Consider the following 21,244-nt stretch of genomic DNA (forward strand, 5'->3'; position numbering starts at 1 on the left):
CTAAATGAGTGCCTTTTTAATAATCAAAATAAAATTATATTATTCTTTTTTAATAACTTCTTCAATTTTATTTACTTTAACTTCAACATCTTTTAATGTTTCTAATTTAGCTTTTACTTCATCTTCAGTTCCTTCAAAAACTTTTTCTTCAGTTACTATTTCTCCATTATCGGTGATAGTTGTAATAACAGTTGCAGTTACTGTACCATCTTCATTTTTCACCATTTCAACTTTTACTTCTTTAGTAACTTCTTTAGCAACCATTTCAGTAGCAGCTTTTTCTTTCACATATGCATTAACATCAACAGCATCTAAAGCAATACTTGGAGCAATTACCAATGCTACAACCGACATTAATTTTAATAAAATATTTAATGAAGGACCTGAAGTATCTTTAAATGGGTCTCCCACAGTATCACCTACAACTGCAGCTTTATGAGCAGCAGTTCCTTTTTTACCTTGTTCTTCAATCATTTTTTTAGCGTTATCCCAAGCTCCACCTGCATTAGATTGAAAAATTGCCATTAAAACTCCCGAAGTTGTAACTCCTGCTAAAAGACCTCCTAACATTTCTGCTCCTCCCACAAATCCAACTATTACTGGAACTGCTAGAGCCAATAAACCAGGCAACACCATTTCTCTAATAGAAGCCTCAGTAGAAATTTCTACACATTTTTCATATTCAGCATATCCATCGGCAGCATCAAATATTTTTCTGTCCTCTTCAGAAGCTTTAGACATATCAGAATCATATTTACGCATAATTTCTAAAGCATCTTTTAATTGTGGAATATCTTTAAACTGACGACGTACTTCTTCAATCATTGCCATTGCAGCGCGCCCAACAGCTTTCATAGATAAAGCAGAAAATACAAATGGTAACATACCTCCAATTAACAAGCCAGCCATAATATCAGGGCGAGAAACATCAATTGAAGTTACTTTAGCTGTTTTCATAAATGCTGCAAACAATGCCAAAGCAGTTAAAGCTGCAGAAGCAATTGCAAATCCTTTACCAATAGCTGCAGTAGTATTTCCAACAGCATCTAATTTATCTGTTCTTTCACGAACTTCTTTTGGCAATTCGGCCATTTCAGCAATACCACCAGCATTATCAGAAATTGGTCCGTAAGCATCAACCGCCAACTGAATACCAGTATTTGCCAACATACCCACGGCAGCAATTGCAATACCATATAAACCAGCAAAATAATGAGAAACCATAATTGCTGCAGCAATTAATAATATTGGAAACATTGTAGACATCATTCCAACTCCTAAGCCAGCAATAATATTTGTAGCTGAACCTGTTTCTGACTGTTCAACAATTGAAGTTACGGGTTTCGTACCAGTTCCTGTATAATACTCGGTAACTTTTCCAACACAAAAACCAGCAATTAATCCAGCTAAAGTTGCATAAAAAACACCCATTGCTGTATAATTAATTCCATCAGAGATCCAACTATCTGGTAACAAACCTGATTGGGCAATAATAAAATAAGAAGCTATTACCATTAAAAGTCCAGATCCAAATTCACCTAAATTTAGTGCTTTATGTGGGCTTCCACCATCTTTAACTTTCACAAATAATGTACCTATAATAGACATAACTATACCAACTGCTGCTAATACCAGCGGTAAATAAACAGCTCCTAATCCTCCAAAATTTGGGGTAATAATTAAAGCTCCTAAAACCATAGTACCAATAATTGAACCTACATACGATTCAAATAAATCGGCTCCCATTCCAGCCACATCACCAACATTATCACCAACATTATCTGCAATAGTTGCAGGATTTAAAGGATGGTCTTCAGGAATACCAGCTTCAACTTTTCCAACTAAATCAGCTCCCACATCGGCAGCTTTTGTATAAATACCTCCACCAACACGCGCAAAAAGTGCAATTGATGATGCCCCTAATGAAAATCCAGAAAGTACATTCAATACCATTGGAATATTTTCAGTTCCTGGCCACATAATTTGGTATACCATAAATAAAGTACTTAACCCCAGAACTCCAAGACCAACAACTCCTAATCCCATAACAGCACCACCTGCAAAAGCAACCTCCAATGCTTTCCCTAAAGATGTTCTTGCTGCTTGTGTTGTTCTAACATTTGCTTTTGTTGCTACCCTCATTCCAATAAAACCAGCTAGGGCTGAGCAAATAGCTCCTACAATGAATGATATTGCGACCATTCCATGTGAACCTACATCATAAGTTCCTTTGAGATACAATAAAATAGCAACAACTAATACAAAAATTGCTAAAATTTTATATTCAGCTTTTAAAAATGACATTGCACCATCTGCAATATGTTTTGCTATTTTAAGCATTTTTACACTCCCTCCGTCTTGTCTTGATACCCAAGAGTTTTTAATAAAAACAAATACAAGTGCTAAAACCCCAAATAAGGGTAAATAATTTACTATTAATTCCATTTGATAATTGTTAGGTTTAATTAATTTTTTTTAGTTGGTCTAAAAATAGTAAAATATGGGTGATAAAAAAAGCCAGCTTTAATATATTAAATCTGGCTTTTTTTATTAGTAAATTATTTTACAACTAAATAGTGAAAGTTCTTTTCTTTTTATGCTCACTATTCTCGTATCTCTCCACACATTCATGGTAAATTTGAATTGCTTCTTCCGCATTACCCCAACCTCCAACATCAACTTTCTTCTCTTCTAAATCTTTATAAACTTGAAAAAAATGTTCAATCTCTTTTAATCTATGTGGATTTAAATCATGAATATCATTTCTATTGTTCCAAATTGGATCAGAAACTGGTACACAAATAATTTTTTCATCAGGTCCTTTTTCATCAGTCATATGGAAAACACCAATTGGTCTCACTTCCATCACAACCATTGGAAATGAAGGCTCAGTACCTAAAACCAATACATCTAAAGGATCCTTATCTAATGCTAAAGTTTCTGGAACAAACCCATAATCACCAGGATACATCATTGATGAAAACAACATTCTATCAAACCTGATTTTATGCAAAGCAAAATCATATTCATATTTATTTCTACTTCCTTTTGGTATTTCTATTAACACATCAAATGTTACTTGTTTTTTTGATTTAGCAGTCATTCTTTATTTTTTAATTTAATGCAAAAGTACAAAATTCATACTGTTAGCGTGGTTAATTTAAGATGATTTTTAAAAATGAAATCCAAATGCTCCTTTTATTGCAAATTTATTTGCATCTGGCACATCCTTATAATTTCCTCTCCAACTAAAATCAATCCTAAAAACTTTAAATATATTTCCTATTCCAACACTATATTCATAATAAGGCTTATTGGGAGCTATATAATTTATATTCGAGGCATTTAATGCTAAATTTTTGTCTGAAATTTCTCCCCATACACCTTTAACTCCCACAATTTCTCTTAAATTAAGTTTTCTTAACAAGGGAATTCTAGATAAGAATCTTCCATTAAAATTATGTTCAATATGAAGTGAAGCATAAGTATCAGTTACAAATTCATAATAATCTAACAGTGAATACGTGTTTTCAATTGTAAAATAAGATTGATTTCCAGGGACAACATTTAACAAACCTAACGGAACTTCTCCAAAGGTTTTACCCACTTCAAAAGTGGTAAACATTCTTCCAAAACCACCAATTAATATTGGTTGTCTATAATAAAACTGAATTTTCTGGTAATCAAAATCACTATTAAAAACCCCTTTTATTCCTTGTGAATAATTTAAAAACCAAGTTGAATAAGTATCCGTAACTTCATTTCTTTCAACACCATAACCAATTGTTTTTCTATCTGGAGTATATTTAATTGAAAAGTCTATTTCAGATTGAATTACATCAGATTTTTTAATATCATTTTCCTTATCAACCCAATAATCTAAATTAAATGTACCAGGAGAAGCTGATTCTAAAGTTCTGTAAGATGCTCCAATTTTAAATTGCAAATTGTTTTTTGGTTCTATTGACATAAAGAAATTAGACAAATTTATTGAAGTTAATTTGCTATTATCTCCACTAGCAAAAAATGAGGAAGATGCAAAACTCCTACCTAAAACATCATTAGTGGTTGTTAAACTAACTCCAATTTGCTCAACATCACGTCTATTTCCTCCACCAATTATAAACCTACTTTTCGGATTCACCATCCACTTTCCTGACATTCCGTATTTAAACTTATCATCATCAAAACCATATGCTGTATAACCTTGTATACGCCAAGGTTCATTTCCTCCTAAATAAGTTCTTCCTCCAACTCTTAAGCGCAAACCTTCTACATCATTTTTACCTATTGTAGAATATATGGATCCAAAATCAAACTTATTAAACTCAATATATCCTGAACCCAGTATTGAAATGGCATTATAAATTTGTTTAAACTTTGGAACGGTTGTTAGTGTATCTAACATTTTATAGATGCCTAACTCATTTTCATTTAATTTTTCTTGCCTGCTTTCACTCCAATAATCATCGGCTTTGTTATAAATTTTTTCATCATATACATTTATTTCTTCATTATAGAAGCCTGCATCTTTTTGTTGATTAAACTTATAATCTTTATACATAGTAGTTCTTCTACCGTAAACACCTTTAGATTTGTCTTTTTTATTCAAACTAAAATCAGACAACATATAATCTCGTTTCAATAAAAATACAGAGTCATTTAATACATCAAACTCTTGCTCAATATAAATATCTTTTACCCAATTTATATTGGCGCTTCTGTTTGCTTGCATATTAATTTCTTTAATTGCAAACGTAGAATCGTTTACCCAAAAATCTCCTTTAAAAGTAAGTTCACTTTTTCGTCTTGGATAATATAAAATATTGTAACACCATTTATTATCTATATATGCGCTATCAGTTAACACATAATTATAGGTTGAAATTCCAGATGCTTTTGAAATGGGACTCACAAAACTCTTGTCGAAAATTTTAATATAGCTATCATATATATTATAATCTACATACAAATCTTTTATAAAAGCAATTACATTTTGATTGGAATTAAATCCTGAATTTTTATTAGCTACTAAATCTTCGCGCAGTTTTTGACCGCCTTTATTTTTACCAAAGGAATTGTAAACAGATTCATTTATAAAAATTGGTAAAAATGCTTTTCCAGTAATACGAGATGTATCAATACTATTAAAAACAAACTCCATTCCTTTAAACAGTTTCTTCTTCATAAAAACACTGTCTACATTATTCATATCAAACTCTAGTTTCTCATACTTTTCGTATTGATATTGATCAAATAAGTAGATTCCATTCTGACGCTCTTTAGCCCAAACTTTCTTTAAAATTTCAATTGCCGGATTTCCCTTTTTCTTAACTTTACCGCTATAAATAAACACCTCATCTAATTGAGAAGCTTCTTCCTTTAAAATAATTTTTAAATTAAAATCTCTACTTTTTATTGAAATTATTTTGGTTTCAAAACCCAAAAAAGAAACTTCAATTCGATTGAAATTTTCTTCTGTTTCTAGATAAAACTTACCATTTTCATCTGAAACTGTACCTGTTGTTGAACCTACAAAAAGAATATTTGCAAATGGAATAGTTTGGTTTTGTTCATCTAAAACAACACCACTAATTTTAACTTGGGAAAAACCAACAGAAAAAATGAATAAAAAGAGGATGTTTATAATTTTTAAAATTCTTCTCATAATAAAAAAATCCTTTCAAGTAGCACTTGAAAGGAATTATTAACGCAAATATTATGCCTTTATTTTATATACATTACATCTTTAACCGCTTTAACAACATCGTTAAAGTTTGGTAACCATTCTTCTAATAATACTGGAGAATATGGTGCTGGTGTATCTGCTGTTGTAATTCTTCTAATTGGCGCATCTAAATAATCAAATACATTTTCCTGAACTTGAAATGTAATTTCTGAAGATACACTTGCAAAAGGCCAAGCCTCTTCTAAAATAACCAACCTGTTAGTTTTTTTAACTGAAGTAAAAATTGCTTCAAAATCCATTGGTCTTACAGTACGCATATCTAAAATTTCACAAGAAATTCCTTCTTTTTCTAAAATTTCTGCAGCTTTATATGCCTCTTTAATTATTTTTCCAAAAGAAACTATTGTTACATCCGTACCTTCTCTTTTAATATCAGCTACACCAATTGGTAAAACATACTCTCCTTCTGGAACTTCTCCTTTATCTCCATACATTTGTTCAGATTCCATAAAAATTACTGGATCATCATCTCTAATTGCAGCTTTTAATAAGCCTTTTGCATCATAAGGATTTGAAGGAACTATTACCTTTAAACCAGGAGTATTTGCAAACCAATTTTCAAAGGCTTGTGAATGTGTTGCTCCTAATTGTCCCGCAGAACCTGTTGGTCCTCTAAAAACAATTGGACAATTTAACTGTCCACCAGACATTTGTCTAATTTTTGCAGCATTATTAATAATTTGATCTATACCAACTAATGAAAAGTTGAAAGTCATAAACTCTACAATTGGTCTATTTCCATTCATTGCAGATCCTACCGATATGCCGGCAAAACCTAATTCTGCAATTGGAGAATCAATAACTCTTTTAGCTCCAAATTCATCTAACATTCCCTTTGACGCTTTGTATGCACCATTATATTCTGCAACTTCCTCACCAATCAAAAAAATTGACTCATCTCTACGCATCTCCTCGCTCATTGCTTCACAAATAGCTTCTCTAAATTGTATTGTTTTCATTATATCTTTTTTAACGAATTGCAAAAGTAAGCAATTCTAAATTTACTATCAAAAAAATAATACTTTATAAAATTTTACTATGCGTGCATAGTATTTTTAAAAAAAAGTAGTATATTCGTAAAAATTAAATGAATAAGTCATTAAATTTATATAAAAAATCCAAATAATTAATAAAATGAAAATATTAGTTTGTATTAGTCACGTTCCAGATACTACTTCAAAAATAAATTTTACAGAAAATAACACAAAATTTGATAGTAATGGCGTGCAATTTGTTATAAATCCTTATGATGAGTTTGCTTTAACCCGAGCCATGTGGTTTAAAGAAAAACAAGGCGCAAGTATTACAGTTGTAAATGTTGGGAACGCTTCAACTGAACCAACTTTGCGTAAAGCTTTAGCTATTGGAGCTGATGATGCTATAAGAGTAAACACAGAAGCAATTGATGGGTTTGCTGTTGCAAAAGAATTGGCTGAAGTTGTTAAAAATGGTGCATATAACTTAGTGTTAGCTGGAAAAGAATCTATTGATTATAATGGAGGAATGGTTCCAGGAATGGTAGCTTCTTTATTAGATTATAATTTTGTAAATGCCTGTATTGGTCTAGAAATTGAAGGAGAAAAAGCTACTATTTCAAGAGAAATTGATGGTGGAAAAGAAGTTTTATCCTGTAATTTACCTTTAATAATTGCCGGACAAAAAGGTTTGGTTGAAGAAAAAGATTTACGTATTCCTAATATGCGAGGTATTATGATGGCTCGTAAAAAACCGCTTACTGTTGTTGACCCAATAAATAATGAAGCAGGAACAGCATCTGTTTCATTTGAAAAACCAGAAGCAAAATCATCTTGTAAAATGATTGACGCTGATAATGTGGGTGAATTGGTGAATTTACTTCATACCGAAGCAAAAGTTATTTAATAAATAGTTCAACGATTAAACAAAATATAAAAAATATGTCAGTTTTAGTTTTTGCCGAATCATCGGAAGGAAAATTTAAAAAATCTTCGTTTGAACTTACTTCATACGGAAAAAAAGTTGCTGAGCAATTAGGAACAAATTTAGTAGTATTAACTATTAATGCTACTGAAAACGAAACACTTTATAAATATGGTGCTGAAAAAGTATTACAAGTAACAAACAATGCATTAGTAATTTTTAATGCAAAAATATATGCAAATGTTGTTAAACAAGCTGCTGAAAAGGAAAATGCCCAAGTTGTAATTATTGATTCAAATGCGAATGGTTTATATTTAGCGCCACTTGTTTCAGTTAATTTAAATGCAGGTTATGCTAGTAACGTTATGGCTTTACCAAGTTCAACTTCACCTTTTATAGTTAAGCGAAAAGCTTTTTCAAGCAAAGCATTTAGTAATTGTGAAATTTCAACAGATATAAAAGTAATTGCATTGGCCAAAAACTCTTATGGAGTTTTTGAAAATGAAGTTTCCGGTGTTATGGAAGCATTTTCTCCAGAAATAGAAACTAGTAATTTAACTTCTGAAAAAATTGAACAAACTACAGGTAAAGTAACTATTGCCGATGCCGATATAGTTGTTTCAGGAGGAAGAGGACTAAAAGGCCCTGAAAATTGGGGAATGGTTGAAGAATTAGCTTCAATTTTAGGAGCAGCTACAGCTTGTTCAAAACCAGTTTCAGATTTAGGCTGGAGACCTCATAGTGAACACGTTGGACAAACAGGAAAACCTGTTGCATCAAACTTATACATAGCAATTGGAATTTCAGGCGCAATTCAGCATTTAGCAGGTATCAATTCATCAAAAGTAAAAGTTGTTATTAATACAGATGCAGAAGCCCCATTTTTTAAGGCTGCAGACTATGGAATTGTTGGAGATGCTTTTGAAGTAGTTCCAAAATTAATTGAAAAGTTAAAAGAATTTAAAGCAAATAACGCATAATTTTATTAAATTGTGCCTCATTATAAGGCTGTCTAATTTTTGGACTAAAAGTCCTTTGATTAGACAGCCTTTTTTGCTAATTTTAACATATGAGTTTAGTACGCCTAAATATTAAAGGAATATCTTACAGTCAAACACAAAGTGGAGCTTACGCATTGGTTTTAAGTGAAGTAAATGGAAACAGAACTTTACCAATAGTTATTGGTGCTTTTGAAGCACAATCAATAGCAATTGCTTTAGAAAAAGAAATAAAACCTCCAAGACCACTTACACATGACCTTTTTAAAACATTTGCCGATAGGTTTAACATTATTATAAAACAAGTTATTATTCATAAATTGGTTGATGGTGTTTTTTATTCAAGTTTAATTTGTGAACGTGATAAAATTGAAGAAATTATAGATACAAGGACTTCTGATGCCATTGCATTAGCAACAAGATTTAATGCACCTATTTTCACTTATGAAAACATTTTAGATAAAGCTGGTATTTATTTAAAAATGAAAGATGAATTAAGTGCAGGTGAAGAAGATGATTTAGGAATTGAGCAGCTAATTGAAGAGCCTGAACCTACAAAAAAATCAACTTTTTCAAAAGACACCTTGAAACAATTAAATGAAAAACTCGATAAAGCCGTACAAAATGAAGATTACGAATTGGCTGCAAAAATTCGTGATGAAATCAACAAACGTACTTCCTAATAACATTTACTAAATATGATAAAAAAAATTGGCGTGTTTGCCTTATTGCTTTTTAGTTTAACTTCCATAAATGCTCAAGAAACAATTTCAAATTCCATAATAGAAAATCAAGGATTTTCAATAACTTCTTTATGGAGAGGCGCTTTAGGAATGATTTCATTATTATTTATTGCTTATTTATTTAGCAGTAACCGTAAAGCTATTAATTGGAAAACTGTTGGAGCTGGTTTAACAGCACAATTACTAATTGGAATTGGAGTTTTAAAAATTGGTTTTGTTCAAGCTATTTTTGAATTTGTTGGAGGTATTTTTACAAATATTTTAGATTATACTGCTGCAGGAAGTGAATTTTTATTTGGCGGTTTAATGAATAGCGAATCCTATGGATTTATTTTTGTTTTTCAAATTTTGCCTACTATTATTTTCTTTTCAGCATTAACTTCATTATTATTTTACTTAGGAATAATTCAGCTTATTGTTAAAGGAATGGCTTGGTTACTCACCAAGCTACTACATATTTCAGGTGCAGAAAGTTTATCTGTTGCCGGAAATATATTTTTAGGACAAACTGAAGCTCCTTTAATGATAAAAGCATATTTAGAACGTATGAATCGTTCTGAAATATTATTAGTAATGATTGGAGGTATGGCAACTGTTGCAGGTGGTGTTTTAGCTGCCTATATTGGTTTTTTAGGTGGAAATGACCCTGTTTTACGTTTGCAGTTTGCTAAACATTTATTAGCGGCATCTGTTATGGCAGCCCCTGGAGCCATTGTAATTTCAAAAATATTATATCCTCAAACTGAATCTATAAATACCGATGTTAATGTGTCTCAAGATAAAATAGGTTCAAATATTTTAGATGCTATTGCAAATGGTACAACTGAAGGTTTAAAATTGGCTGCAAATGTTGCAGCAATGCTTCTGGTATTTGTAGCTTTAATAGCTATGATAAATGGTATTTTGGGTTGGGTTGGAAACGTTACAAATTTAAATGATTGGATGGCGGCAAATACTCCATATCAAACATTTACACTGGAATCAATTTTAGGAACAATTTTTGCTCCTTTAATGTGGTTAATTGGAGTTGCAAAAGAAGATATAATGCTTATGGGACAGCTGTTAGGCGTTAAATTAGCTGCTAGCGAATTTGTTGGATATATTCAGCTTGCTGAACTTAAAAACGTAGCTAACATAACACATTTTACCTATAATAAATCTGTGATAATGGCTACCTATATGCTTTGTGGTTTTGCAAATTTTGCTTCAATAGGAATTCAAATTGGAGGAATTGGATCTCTTGCACCTGGCCAACGTAAAACATTATCAGAATTTGGTATGAAAGCATTAATTGGTGGCTCAATAGCTTCGCTACTTTCAGCAACCATTGCAGGAATGATTATTGGGTAAAAGCCCCCTAACCCCCGAAGGGGAGAATTAGAATTGCTTTTAACTTTTAAACTTAAATTAATGAAACAATATTTAGATTTAATAAAACACGTTCAAGAAAATGGAACGGTAAAAGAAGATAGAACAGGAACTGGAACAAAGAGTGTTTTTGGATATCAAATGCGTTTTAATTTAAGCGAAGGTTTTCCAATGGTAACTACAAAAAAACTACATTTAAAATCCATAATTTATGAACTTTTGTGGTTTTTAAAAGGAGAAACAAATATTGAATATTTAAAACAAAATGGTGTAAAAATTTGGGATGCCTGGGCAAATGAAAATGGTGACTTAGGTCCCGTTTATGGTCACCAATGGCGTAATTGGAACAGCGAAGGTATAGACCAAATAACCGAAGTAATTAATACTATTAAAACAAATCCTGATAGCAGACGCATGTTAGTTACAGCATGGAACCCAAGTGTTTTACCAGATACTTCGGTTTCTTTTTCAGAAAATGTTGCAAACGGAAAAGCAGCTTTACCGCCATGTCATGCATTTTTTCAATTTTATGTAACTGATGGTAAATTATCCTGTCAGTTATATCAACGCAGTGCAGATATTTTTTTAGGTGTTCCGTTTAATATTGCTTCATATGCTTTATTAACTATGATGATGGCTCAGGTTTGCGATTTAGGTTACGGAGATTTTATTCACACCTTTGGAGATGCACATATCTATAGCAATCACAGTGAACAAATTGCACTCCAATTATCTAGAGAGCCAAAACCATTACCACAAATGGAAATAAACCCAAACATTAAAAATATCTTTGATTTTAATTTTAAAGATTTTACCTTAGTAAATTACAACCCGCATCCGCATATTAAAGGTGTAGTTTCAGTGTAATATTACCTAAAAGAAAGCGTTTATTAATAAAAAATAATATGGATTCTTTACAACTAAAAAATAAAATTATTCAAAGAATTATAGAAATTGACGATGTTGACTTGTTAAAATCTATTGAAGTTCTGTTTAATACATCTGACAAAAATATTTTAAATTTTTTGACATTTGCGAATGAAAAATTGATGCAAACTAATGAAACTGAAGATTTTACCGATTATATAAAAGAATGGGTTAAAAGTATGTAAAAACTTTTTTATGACTGATCAACACGAATTATATGAAAATGCTCGAAACCGCATCAAACAAAAGAGACGGTTGTATTTACATTTTATTGTTTTTTTAATTGGATCCGTTTTTTTAATCGTTATTAATAAAGTTTTAAAAGTAGAGGAGCAATATGATTGGTTTGTTTGGGCTATAATTTTATGGCTATTTATATGGGCACTTCATTTTATAAATGTTTTTGTAACAAAAAAATTTATGGGAAAAGATTGGGAACGCAAACAAACAGAAAAGTTAGTTCTTAAGCAAGAGTTAAAAATTGCAAAACTTGAAAAAGAAATAGCTCATGAAGCAAAATTAAAAGCTGAAAGCGAACAATATGCAACAGAGTTAAAAAAAAAGGAAAACCCGCCAAGCAATTAAAAAAACAAATGATTACAATTATAGCTGCAATAGCAGAAAACAATGCATTAGGAAAAGACAATCAGTTAATTTGGCATTTACCTGCAGACTTAAAAAGATTTAAACAAGTAACTCTTAATCACCATATAATTATGGGTAGAAAAACTTTTGAATCTTTAGGTAAACCTTTACCAAACAGAACAACTATTATTATTACACGAAATAAAAATTATAGTGCAAAAGGTTGTATTGTAGTAAACTCATTAAAAAAAGCAATTGAAGCATCTAAAAATGATGAAAATCCTTACATATTAGGAGGTGCTGAAATTTACAAACAGGCTATGGAAATTGCTGATAAATTAGATTTAACTTTTGTACATCACAAATTTGAGGCCGATGCATTTTTCCCAGTTATAGATACTAAAATTTGGAAAGAGACATCTAGAGAAGATTTTAAAGCTGATGAAAAAAATAAATATAATTTCAGTTTTGTAACTTTTGAGAGGAAATAAAAAAGAGGCCTTAAAAAGACCTCTTTTAACAAACTATGTTATAAACTCTAACTTATATTATATTTTAATTGTTTCATAAAATGCTTTTCCATTACTTCTTAAAATCATACTATAACTTCCAGATTTAAGGTTCATTAAATTAAGTTTACGTTCTAAAATTTCTTTATCTTGTAAAGTTTCACTGTACAGTAAATTATTATTCATATCGTAAAGTAAAACCTCAAGTTTTTCATTATTTAAGGCTAACATTGAAACATAAACAATATCCTCCGTTTTTCTTATAGTTGGCTTAAAGTGTATAATCTCATCATCATTTTTTAATGCGACAGATTTAGCAGATACTTTAAAAGGAATTACCTTTATTTTAGTTGAACTTTCTATTTCCATAAAATAATTACCATTTGGTAAGTTGGCTAAGTCATATTTTTTTGAGTTATTATCACTTTGCAAATTTTCTTTATGCAATAAAACCCCATAATTATCTCTTACAGAAATTTCAAAAACATCTGAATCTCCACTAAGAGTCAACTGGATTAGTTTGTTTTCAATTAAATTAACTTTAATACCTGGATCGTTATTATTAGCCATTGAAATTGAAACTGTAAAAAATGTGATAATCAATAAACTTCTTTTCATTAAATTTTTCATAATAAATAATTTTTAAAATTAGTATGGTACAAATATAGATTGGAAAGTTTGATGATACTGCCCCAAAATTTTCACATTTATATACTTTTTTAACCTTCATGTAAATGTTAATTTAATATTAAGTTAATATAGTATATTTTTATGTGAATTTTAAATAATTTTATATTTTATAAAAATAAAATTATACTCAAAAACTCTCATAACTATTTCTGATACAATGAAATAGTTTATTTTTCAATTTTACCATTGCAAAATCCAAAAAATACTAATTATTAAAATTTACTTTTTAATTATTAGCTTATTACATTAAATTATAAAAGCTGAAAATCTAAAACTGCTTTTTTATGCAATTTTTTAAAGAACTTTACACCTCTTATTTTATATGTTATATTCACACCTAAATTGTGTTAAATAAATGTTAAGGTAATATAGTATATATAATTGCGAATTGTATATAGTTAAACAAATAATTTATACTTAATTTTGTAGTAAGTAGTTACTTATGAAAAACATTAAACCTACATTTAAAAAATTAAACCCAGAATTTGGGAGTTCAATTCGTGTGATGCAACATAATAAAAAGGTTGTGGGCGATTTGCCTTTTTGGCATTTTCACCCAGAACTAGAGTTAATTTATGTGAATAAAGCTAATGGTAAAAGACATATTGGAAGTCATTTATCTTATTTTAATAACAGCCAGTTAATACTTATAGGGTCTAATTTACCACACAGTGGTTTTACTGATAGATTTACAACAAATGGTACCGAAACCATAGTACAATTTAAAGAAGATTTTTTAGGTGAAAATTTCGTGAATATACCTGAAATGCAACAAGTTAAATCTTTATTTACAAAAGCAAAAAAAGGTATTTTATTTAATGTTGAAGCAAAAAAAGATATTGGTCCTAAAATAGAGGCCTTGGTAAATTATAAAGGAATGGATAGAATTATTCATTTTTTAAACATCTTAAAAGAATTAGCTGTTACAAAAAATTACTCATTATTAAATGTTGATGGCTTTGCATTTGAAATAGAGCCTCAAGACAATAATAAAATAGATATTATTTTTAGTTTCGTAAACAATAATTTTAAAAGATCAATTCCTTTAGATGAAATTGCTGAAAAAGTAAGTATGACAGTTCCAGCATTTTGTAGGTATTTTAAAAAATCTACAAATAAAACATTTACACAATTTGTAAATGAATTTAGAATTGTTCACGCAACTAAACTACTAGCTGAAAACCAATCTAGCATTACAGAAATTTGTTTTGAAAGTGGCTTTAATAATTTTTCTCATTTTAATAAATTATTTAAAAAATTTACAGGAAGTAGCCCTTTAAAATATAGAAATGAGATGAAGCAACTGCTTGTTCAAAAATAAACAACTCCTTTTTTAATAAATTAAAAATTCTCTTAGTATATTATTTCTATTAAATAATAGGAATAATACTTTATAAAAAGAAAATGAGGTCTACACTCAAATAGACCTCATTTAACAAGTTAACCAAATATATAATAGTATTATTCGTATTCTTAAACCAAATACCTCAATTATTACACTACAAATATACTGTTGAATTATAGTTTATACTACATCATATTTTCCTACTTTATATATTATTTTAACACTGTAAGTTGAATTTAATTTCATAAGTTAATATAGTTTAATTTAAGGTTAAAATACTGTATTTAAAAAGTAGTTTATTTAATATTTAAAACGAAAGGAAGTCTGGCTTGAATTCCTTTTACTTTAGAAAGTTGTTTTAAAGATTGGTACATATTATAATACTCCTCTCCTAATTCTTCAATTAAAATCTTTTCTTTAGATTTCATAAATGGAAAACTATTAAACTTATCTTCAAAATCAAATTTATAATTAGGATAATTTCTCACTTTATAATCGGTTACTTCAGCTAATTCTGCAGCATATAAAACTGCATCATCTAAATTTCCAAGTTCATCAACCAAACCATTTTCTAAAGCTTCTATACCAGACCATACTCTGCCTTGAGCAACACTATCAACTTCCTTAACCAACATTCCTCTTCCTTTTGCTACGCGCTCTAAAAAAGTAGTATATACTTGCTCAACCCCTTCAGTAGTAACTGCTCTAAAGGCATCGGTCATAGGCTCAAAAACACTATAGTTTGCGCCAGTATTTGTACTAACTTGTTCAGCATTTATACCAATATTATCTGACAATTTATGTATGTTTGGAATCATTCCAAAAACACCAATAGACCCTGTAATTGTAGTTGGTTCCGCAAAAATTCTGTCTGCATTACAAGCAATATAATAACCACCTGAAGCAGCTACATTACCCATTGAAACAACAATTGGTAATTTATTATTAGCCAATTCCATTTCTCTCCATATTAACTCACTTGCTAAAGCACTACCTCCAGGTGAATTTACTCTTAATACAATTGCTTTTACATTTTTATCATCACTTGCTTTCCGCAATGCGTTAATAATTAAATCTTGTCCAATATAATTTTCATCTCCTTCACCGTATAAAATTTCTCCTTGTGCATAAATTACTGCAATTTTATTAGAAGCAGAAGAGCGTAAACGCCCTTTGCCAGTTGAAATATAATCTTGTAACGTAATTTTATTTAAATTATCATCTGTTGAAATGCCTATAGCTAATTTCAATTTATCGGTATATTCATCCAAATATATTTTTCCATCAACCATGGCATTTTCTATTGCTAAGCTTGAATTTCTAGCCAATAAATTATCTGCAACGTTATTTAACTCATCAATTGTTTTATTTCTACTTTTAGAAATATCAACAAGCATTTGGTTCCAAATAGATTTTAAAAATGAAGTAATTTGTTCACGATTATTATCGCTCATTTTATTATATAAAAATGGTTCAACAGCACTTTTATATTTTCCATGACGAATCACCTCCATTTTTACTCCAGTTTTATCTTCAATATCCTTAAAGTATAAAACTTCTGAAGAAAGTCCTTTAAAATCGACACCTCCAAAAGGATTTACAAAAACAGAATCAGCTACAGAGCTTAAATAATACGTTTTTTGATCGTAAAAATCTGCATAAGCATTTATAAATTTACCCGATTCTTTAAAATCTAAAAGTACATTTCTAATTGCCTGCGTTTGGGCAATACCACCATTAATTCCTAGCATATATAAACTAATACCTTTAATATTAGTATCAGATTTTGCATTTTCAATGGCATTTACAATTTCATTTAAACCCATTTTAGCATCACTCAAACCAAAAATATTTTCAAAAGGATCGTCACTTTTTGGTGCATAATCTTTAATTTTAGTATTTAATCTAATTTCTAATACTGAATTTTTTTTCACTGTTATTTTTTCACTTTCGGTAATTGCAGAAGCAATTAAAATAAATAGCATAAAAATAATTCCTAACGCTATTAATGTTCCAAAAATTGAAGCTAATAAATTTCTTAAAAATTTCATTTAAAATGGTTTTATATTTAAAAAAACTTAAATGTTTATAAGTTGAACAACAAAGATATATTTTTAAATAATACTTTTCTTTTCTTTGTAGTCAGTTTATGAAAATATTAAGAACAACATATTTATCATTAGGAAGCAACCAAGGTGATAAACTTCAAAAGTTACAAGAAGCTATTAATTTAATTGCTGAAAAAATTGGTGCAATTTCAAAAATTTCATCGGTTTACAAAACAGCTTCTTGGGGTTTTAAAAGCGACGATTTCTATAATATTTGCATTGAACTTTCAACAGGTTTAAATCCTGAAAGCTTATTAAAAAACATTAATAAAATTGAACAGATTTTAGGCAGAAAACCAAATTTAGATAAGCAATATAAGGCGCGAACAATTGATATTGACATTTTATTTTTTGACAATGAAATAATTTTTTCAAAAGATTTAATTGTACCTCACAAGGAAATGTTACTCAGAAAATTTGTTTTAGTTCCTTTGGCTGAAATTGCACCTAATTTAATACACCCTATTGAAAAAAAACGCATTAACGAATGTCTGAAAAATTGCACTGATTTAAGTGAAATCGAAAAAACCTCACTTCAACTTAAACGTCCAATATCCATTTCTGAAAAATATAATTACATTGCTATAGAAGGAAATATTGGAGCAGGTAAAACCACGCTTGCAAATATGATTGCAGAAGATTTTAACGCTAAAATAATTTTAGAACGCTTTGCAGACAACCCTTTTTTACCTAAATTTTATGAAGATAATGAGCGCTATGCTTTTCCTCTGGAAATGAGTTTTTTAGCAGACAGGTATCAACAACTTTCTGATGATTTAGCACAATTTGACCTATTTAAAAACTTTATAGTTTCTGATTATTATATTTTTAAATCACTTATTTTTGCACAAGTAACTTTACAAAAGGAAGAATATTTTTTATACAGAAAAATGTTTGATATTATGTACAAAGAAATCTCAAAACCTGATTTATATATTTATTTATATCAAAATACACCTCGTTTAATTGAAAACATTAAAAACCGAGGTAGAGATTACGAGCAAAAAATAGCACCCGAATATTTAGATAAAATACATAAAGGATACACTACTTTTATTAAAACAGAAGAAAAATTAAACACTTTAATTATTGATGTTTCAGATAAAGATTTTGTGAATAATCCTGAAGATTACAAAACAGTAATTAAAGAAATTTTAAAAGGAACTTAATTAAAAAAAACTCCTGCTTAGAAAACTTATTTTTTTAACTCCAATTTTTCCGCAAAATAATCACAAAAATCACGCATTGTAGCCGTCATTTTTTCATCATTAGTAGCACGCTCAAAAGTACCAGCCATTGAAACTAAAGTTTGATGAAAAAATTGTTTCATTTCATCAATTGGCATGTCTTTTGTCCATAAATCCATTCTTAAAGTATCTTTTGCTTTAGAATCCCAAACTGAAATCATTAAAGCTTTTGCTTCTTCATTAGTAATTCCTCCTTCTTCAGCAGTCCAATTTAATTTTTCAGGAACTTTATTTTCATCTAAACCTACTGTAAATTCTATTTTTGATTTATGAGTTACTGCCATTATTTTGTTGGTTTATATTTTGATTTTTTAAAAATTTCTTCAGCATTAGTTTGCAAAAGTTGTTGCAAAGTTACATTATTATTTTTCATATAAGACCGTACAATTTGCCATCCAAGCCAAACTCCTATTCTTCCGGGAGATTCTTTATCTATATCAATAAAAAACTTAGAAAATGGAGCTTTTTCAATAAATCGAGTACTCAATTTAGAATCTGAACTATATAATAATTCATTTTCAACAAAATATTTCCAAACCTGAGTTTCATTCATTTCAGCCCACTCAATTTCTTTTGGCAAATAACCCATTTTATTAGCATCAGAAATGTCAGGCAAATAACTATCTATTAAATACATTTTCTTTCCTTCATATATTATAATGTCTAAAAATTGTCTTTTTTTTGGTTCATAAAAATAATTGTCACTTATTTTTTTTGCAATATCAACTACCATTTGTGATTTTTCAAAATTTTGAGATATATATGCTGGAAAACTTTGATAAACTTCATCATTTTTACCTAAATACATATCTATTGAAACAAATAATAAACTGTCTGCATAAATAACACTACTTTCATAATCCAAATCGGTAATTAGAGTAATTATTTTAGGAGATTTAAAGTTTGGATGATAGTATTTTATATGTTGAAACAAGCTTTTAATTTCACTTTTTTCCGCTTCAAAATCTCCAAAAACTAGTTGCGATTTTTTAAAAAGCTCTCTTTCTTCAACATTATTAATTTTGTTCAACCAAATACTGTCGGAATTTTTAGCTGGAAATAAATATGGAAATTCTTTTTTAAGCATTTGAAGTGTTTCCAAATTTGAATTATAAAATTTTTGCTCAAACCGTTCAACATTAACGTTAATTTTAATATTTGAAACATCTATATTATTAATTTCAGTTTTACATGAAATACATAACAATAAAACAATTGACAACATTAAAATTTTATTCATTAATTTCTATATTTACACTTCTATTTTTTAAAACGCTAAAATTACTAAAAAAGTTTAATTATGAATACAGAAAAAGTTATTGAATACATTGTTACCTGGTTAAAAGATTATGCTACAAATGCAAAAGTAAATGGATTTGTTATTGGAATTTCAGGCGGAATAGATTCTGCAGTAACATCAACACTTTGTGCAAAAACCGGATTTCCTGTTTTGTGTGTGGAAATGCCCATTCATCAAAGTGAAAATCAAGTTTCAAGAGCAAAAGAGCATATTTCACAACTTAAAGAACGTTTTAAAAAAGTAAGTTCTATTGAAGTTAATTTAACACACACTTTTGAAAAGTTTAAATCCGCAGTTCCAAAAATTGAAGATACCACAACTTTAAACATGTCTTTAGCAAATACACGTGCTCGTTTACGTATGACAACTTTATATTATTTTGCAGGATTACATGGCTATTTGGTTGCTGGAACTGGTAATAAAGTTGAAGATTTTGGTGTAGGATTTTTCACAAAATATGGAGATGGTGGTGTAGATTTAAGCCCTATTGCAGATTTAATGAAATCGGAAGTTTATGAAATTGCAAAATTTTTAGAAGTTCCTAATACCATTCAAAAAGCCCAACCAACAGACGGTTTATTTGGTGACAGCAGAACTGATGAGGATCAAATTGGAGCAAGTTACGACGAATTAGAATGGGCTATGAACCAAGCAGACTTAGGTAAAACTATTAATGATTTTGAGAATAGAGAAAAAGAGGTATTTACTATTTATAAAAACAGAAACAAGGCCAATAAACACAAAATGGTAGCTATACCTGTTTGTGAAATCCCAAAAGAACTAAAATAAAAGCTGTTTTAAAGTTTAAATGTTACAACAGGTAATTTAGCATGATTTGCTAAATCCTCTCCAATACTACCGTTAAATAAATGAGCCAATCCTCTGCGCCCATGAGTATTTAATAAAATAATATCTGCATCAATTAATTTTGAGAAATTTAAAATTCCAGCTTCAATAGAAATATCATTATAAATATTTAAGGTAAAATCTCCTAAATCAAAATCGCTTATAAAACTTCTAATAGCATCGCTTGAATCTTTTGTAGTTTCAAAATTGTTTATGGTATTAATTTTAAGTAAATGCAATTTTGCATTAAACTTTGATGCAAAATCCAATATTTTTTGAAAAACTTTCCTATTTTCAAAATGAAAATTTGAAGCAAATACAATATTCTCAATTTTAAACTTTTCAATATCTTTTTTAATAACAAGTACAGGTATATCCGAGTTTCTCACAACTTTTTCTGTGTTAGAACCTACTAAAATTTCTTCAAGACCAGAAGCTCCTTGGGAACCCATTACTATTAAATCTACATTGTGCTTTTTACTTTCACTTATAATACCGTCATAAGCTTTATGAAAATGAACAGCATCCTCAACTTCCAATCCTTTTAAAAATGGAAGCTCTTTAAATTCTTCAAATTTTTCATGAGCTCTTTTTAAAAACAATAATGCCGTTGGTGTGTTATTAGAAGTTCCATAACTAGACGGGTCAATTACACCTGAGGGTAGTTCGAGCATATGTAATAAAAATATTTTTGCATTTGCTTTTTTAGCAATTGCAGCTGCAACTTTTGCAGCATATTGTGCTTGAATTGAAAAATCAACAGGGACTAATATACTTTTCATAATTTTCGCTTCTAATAGTGAGATGTGATAGGTAAAGTTAATAATTTTAAAATTAAATAAAGAATGATTTTTACCAATTAAAAAATTGTTACTATATTTGCAGCGAATTATTAGAGAATAGAGGATTTGGAGGGGACATAAAGTCCCC

Annotated in this window: 20 protein-coding genes; 11 read left to right on the plus strand and 9 right to left on the minus strand. The window is 29.3% G+C overall.

Annotated elements, in window-relative coordinates; all coding sequences use genetic code 11:
* Window positions 1-39 precede the first annotated feature (39 nt).
* The 4 genes from BX611_RS11180 to BX611_RS11195 all read right to left on the minus strand — a co-directional run bounded on the left by BX611_RS11180 (window position 40) and on the right by BX611_RS11195 (window position 6,708).
* Complete coding sequence (locus tag BX611_RS11180; protein WP_115881234.1) at window positions 40-2,445, minus strand: sodium-translocating pyrophosphatase; 2,406 nt, start codon at window positions 2,443-2,445, stop codon at window positions 40-42.
* 124 nt (window positions 2,446-2,569) lie between these two features.
* Entirely contained in the window at window positions 2,570-3,103 is a 534-nt protein-coding gene (locus tag BX611_RS11185) for an inorganic diphosphatase (RefSeq protein WP_115881236.1), read from the minus strand.
* A 69-nt stretch (window positions 3,104-3,172) separates the two neighbouring features.
* Entirely contained in the window at window positions 3,173-5,668 is a 2,496-nt protein-coding gene (locus BX611_RS11190) for a DUF5686 family protein (RefSeq protein ID WP_115881238.1), read from the minus strand.
* A 59-nt stretch (window positions 5,669-5,727) separates the two neighbouring features.
* The gene (locus tag BX611_RS11195; RefSeq protein ID WP_115881240.1) at window positions 5,728-6,708 is read right to left on the minus strand and encodes a pyruvate dehydrogenase complex E1 component subunit beta; all 981 of its coding nucleotides are present in this window, start codon (window positions 6,706-6,708) and stop codon (window positions 5,728-5,730) included.
* Between the two features lie 175 nt (window positions 6,709-6,883).
* Between BX611_RS11195 and BX611_RS11200 the strand changes: the two genes are divergently transcribed.
* The 8 genes from BX611_RS11200 (at window position 6,884) to BX611_RS11235 (ending at window position 12,760) form a co-directional block, all read left to right on the plus strand.
* Window positions 6,884-7,630 carry an electron transfer flavoprotein subunit beta/FixA family protein gene (locus BX611_RS11200; protein WP_115881242.1) on the plus strand — a complete coding sequence of 249 codons (747 nt, stop codon included), beginning with the start codon at window positions 6,884-6,886 and terminating at the stop codon, window positions 7,628-7,630.
* A 35-nt stretch (window positions 7,631-7,665) separates the two neighbouring features.
* Window positions 7,666-8,628 carry an electron transfer flavoprotein subunit alpha/FixB family protein gene (locus tag BX611_RS11205; protein ID WP_115881244.1) on the plus strand — a complete coding sequence of 321 codons (963 nt, stop codon included), beginning with the start codon at window positions 7,666-7,668 and terminating at the stop codon, window positions 8,626-8,628.
* 89 nt (window positions 8,629-8,717) lie between these two features.
* Complete coding sequence (locus tag BX611_RS11210; protein ID WP_115881246.1) at window positions 8,718-9,329, plus strand: bifunctional nuclease family protein; 612 nt, start codon at window positions 8,718-8,720, stop codon at window positions 9,327-9,329.
* Window positions 9,330-9,344: 15 nt separating this feature from the next.
* Window positions 9,345-10,739 carry a NupC/NupG family nucleoside CNT transporter gene (locus tag BX611_RS11215; protein ID WP_115881248.1) on the plus strand — a complete coding sequence of 465 codons (1,395 nt, stop codon included), beginning with the start codon at window positions 9,345-9,347 and terminating at the stop codon, window positions 10,737-10,739.
* Window positions 10,740-10,799: 60 nt separating this feature from the next.
* Window positions 10,800-11,624 (plus strand): thymidylate synthase, encoded by an 825-nt coding sequence (locus BX611_RS11220; protein ID WP_115881250.1) that lies wholly within the window; start codon window positions 10,800-10,802, stop codon window positions 11,622-11,624.
* A gap of 38 nt (window positions 11,625-11,662) precedes the next feature.
* Complete coding sequence (locus BX611_RS11225) at window positions 11,663-11,869, plus strand: hypothetical protein (RefSeq protein WP_115881252.1); 207 nt, start codon at window positions 11,663-11,665, stop codon at window positions 11,867-11,869.
* A gap of 10 nt (window positions 11,870-11,879) precedes the next feature.
* Window positions 11,880-12,269 carry a 2TM domain-containing protein gene (locus tag BX611_RS11230; RefSeq protein WP_115881254.1) on the plus strand — a complete coding sequence of 130 codons (390 nt, stop codon included), beginning with the start codon at window positions 11,880-11,882 and terminating at the stop codon, window positions 12,267-12,269.
* A gap of 8 nt (window positions 12,270-12,277) precedes the next feature.
* Window positions 12,278-12,760, plus strand: a complete 483-nt coding sequence (locus BX611_RS11235; protein ID WP_115881256.1) for a dihydrofolate reductase — start codon at window positions 12,278-12,280, stop codon at window positions 12,758-12,760.
* Window positions 12,761-12,817: 57 nt separating this feature from the next.
* Here BX611_RS11235 and BX611_RS11240 read toward each other — a convergent pair whose 3' ends face one another.
* The gene (locus tag BX611_RS11240) at window positions 12,818-13,408 is read right to left on the minus strand and encodes a hypothetical protein (protein WP_115881258.1); all 591 of its coding nucleotides are present in this window, start codon (window positions 13,406-13,408) and stop codon (window positions 12,818-12,820) included.
* A 502-nt stretch (window positions 13,409-13,910) separates the two neighbouring features.
* Between BX611_RS11240 and BX611_RS11245 the strand changes: the two genes are divergently transcribed.
* A complete protein-coding gene (locus BX611_RS11245; RefSeq protein ID WP_115881260.1) occupies window positions 13,911-14,789 on the plus strand; it encodes an AraC family transcriptional regulator in 879 nt (292 codons plus the stop codon).
* Between the two features lie 320 nt (window positions 14,790-15,109).
* Here the strand turns inward: BX611_RS11245 and sppA are convergent, their stop codons facing one another.
* Complete coding sequence (gene sppA / locus BX611_RS11250; protein WP_115881262.1) at window positions 15,110-16,864, minus strand: signal peptide peptidase SppA; 1,755 nt, start codon at window positions 16,862-16,864, stop codon at window positions 15,110-15,112.
* Between the two features lie 98 nt (window positions 16,865-16,962).
* Here sppA and folK point away from each other — a divergent pair, with 98 nt between their 5' ends.
* Window positions 16,963-18,090 carry a 2-amino-4-hydroxy-6-hydroxymethyldihydropteridine diphosphokinase gene (gene folK / locus BX611_RS11255; RefSeq protein WP_115881264.1) on the plus strand — a complete coding sequence of 376 codons (1,128 nt, stop codon included), beginning with the start codon at window positions 16,963-16,965 and terminating at the stop codon, window positions 18,088-18,090.
* 26 nt (window positions 18,091-18,116) lie between these two features.
* Here folK and gldC read toward each other — a convergent pair whose 3' ends face one another.
* Window positions 18,117-18,452: a gliding motility protein GldC gene (gldC, locus tag BX611_RS11260; RefSeq protein WP_115881266.1), complete on the minus strand. Its 336-nt coding sequence runs from the start codon at window positions 18,450-18,452 to the stop codon at window positions 18,117-18,119.
* Window positions 18,452-19,408: a gliding motility lipoprotein GldB gene (gene gldB / locus BX611_RS11265; RefSeq protein WP_240324969.1), complete on the minus strand. Its 957-nt coding sequence runs from the start codon at window positions 19,406-19,408 to the stop codon at window positions 18,452-18,454. The genes gldC and gldB overlap by 1 nt, the downstream gene beginning before the upstream one ends.
* A 60-nt stretch (window positions 19,409-19,468) precedes the next feature.
* Between gldB and nadE the strand changes: the two genes are divergently transcribed.
* Window positions 19,469-20,257: an NAD(+) synthase gene (gene nadE / locus BX611_RS11270; protein WP_115881268.1), complete on the plus strand. Its 789-nt coding sequence runs from the start codon at window positions 19,469-19,471 to the stop codon at window positions 20,255-20,257.
* Window positions 20,258-20,265: 8 nt separating this feature from the next.
* Here nadE and BX611_RS11275 read toward each other — a convergent pair whose 3' ends face one another.
* The gene (locus tag BX611_RS11275; protein ID WP_115881270.1) at window positions 20,266-21,096 is read right to left on the minus strand and encodes a universal stress protein; all 831 of its coding nucleotides are present in this window, start codon (window positions 21,094-21,096) and stop codon (window positions 20,266-20,268) included.
* Window positions 21,097-21,244: the final 148 nt, after the last annotated feature.

It is taken from the genome of Lutibacter oceani (assembly GCF_003384935.1).
Classification (GTDB): Bacteria; Bacteroidota; Bacteroidia; order Flavobacteriales; family Flavobacteriaceae; genus Lutibacter; species Lutibacter oceani.

Bases quoted from the DNA above. Each gene is read 5' to 3' on its own strand.
- BX611_RS11230 (WP_115881254.1), top strand. From the start codon at position 11,880: ATGACTGATCAACACGAATTATATGAAAATGCTCGAAACCGCATCAAA.
- BX611_RS11210 (WP_115881246.1), top strand. From the start codon at position 8,718: ATGAGTTTAGTACGCCTAAATATTAAAGGAATATCTTACAGTCAAACA.
- BX611_RS11215 (WP_115881248.1), top strand. From the start codon at position 9,345: ATGATAAAAAAAATTGGCGTGTTTGCCTTATTGCTTTTTAGTTTAACT.
- BX611_RS11220 (WP_115881250.1), top strand. From the start codon at position 10,800: ATGAAACAATATTTAGATTTAATAAAACACGTTCAAGAAAATGGAACG.
- BX611_RS11190 (WP_115881238.1), bottom strand. From the start codon at position 5,668: ATGAGAAGAATTTTAAAAATTATAAACATCCTCTTTTTATTCATTTTT.
- BX611_RS11225 (WP_115881252.1), top strand. From the start codon at position 11,663: ATGGATTCTTTACAACTAAAAAATAAAATTATTCAAAGAATTATAGAA.
- folK (WP_115881264.1), top strand. From the start codon at position 16,963: ATGAAAATATTAAGAACAACATATTTATCATTAGGAAGCAACCAAGGT.
- BX611_RS11235 (WP_115881256.1), top strand. From the start codon at position 12,278: ATGATTACAATTATAGCTGCAATAGCAGAAAACAATGCATTAGGAAAA.
- gldC (WP_115881266.1), bottom strand. From the start codon at position 18,452: ATGGCAGTAACTCATAAATCAAAAATAGAATTTACAGTAGGTTTAGAT.
- BX611_RS11245 (WP_115881260.1), top strand. From the start codon at position 13,911: ATGAAAAACATTAAACCTACATTTAAAAAATTAAACCCAGAATTTGGG.
- BX611_RS11180 (WP_115881234.1), bottom strand. From the start codon at position 2,445: ATGGAATTAATAGTAAATTATTTACCCTTATTTGGGGTTTTAGCACTT.
- BX611_RS11205 (WP_115881244.1), top strand. From the start codon at position 7,666: ATGTCAGTTTTAGTTTTTGCCGAATCATCGGAAGGAAAATTTAAAAAA.
- BX611_RS11275 (WP_115881270.1), bottom strand. From the start codon at position 21,096: ATGAAAAGTATATTAGTCCCTGTTGATTTTTCAATTCAAGCACAATAT.
- BX611_RS11240 (WP_115881258.1), bottom strand. From the start codon at position 13,408: ATGAAAAATTTAATGAAAAGAAGTTTATTGATTATCACATTTTTTACA.
- BX611_RS11185 (WP_115881236.1), bottom strand. From the start codon at position 3,103: ATGACTGCTAAATCAAAAAAACAAGTAACATTTGATGTGTTAATAGAA.
- BX611_RS11195 (WP_115881240.1), bottom strand. From the start codon at position 6,708: ATGAAAACAATACAATTTAGAGAAGCTATTTGTGAAGCAATGAGCGAG.
- BX611_RS11200 (WP_115881242.1), top strand. From the start codon at position 6,884: ATGAAAATATTAGTTTGTATTAGTCACGTTCCAGATACTACTTCAAAA.
- gldB (WP_240324969.1), bottom strand. From the start codon at position 19,408: ATGAATAAAATTTTAATGTTGTCAATTGTTTTATTGTTATGTATTTCA.
- nadE (WP_115881268.1), top strand. From the start codon at position 19,469: ATGAATACAGAAAAAGTTATTGAATACATTGTTACCTGGTTAAAAGAT.
- sppA (WP_115881262.1), bottom strand. From the start codon at position 16,864: ATGAAATTTTTAAGAAATTTATTAGCTTCAATTTTTGGAACATTAATA.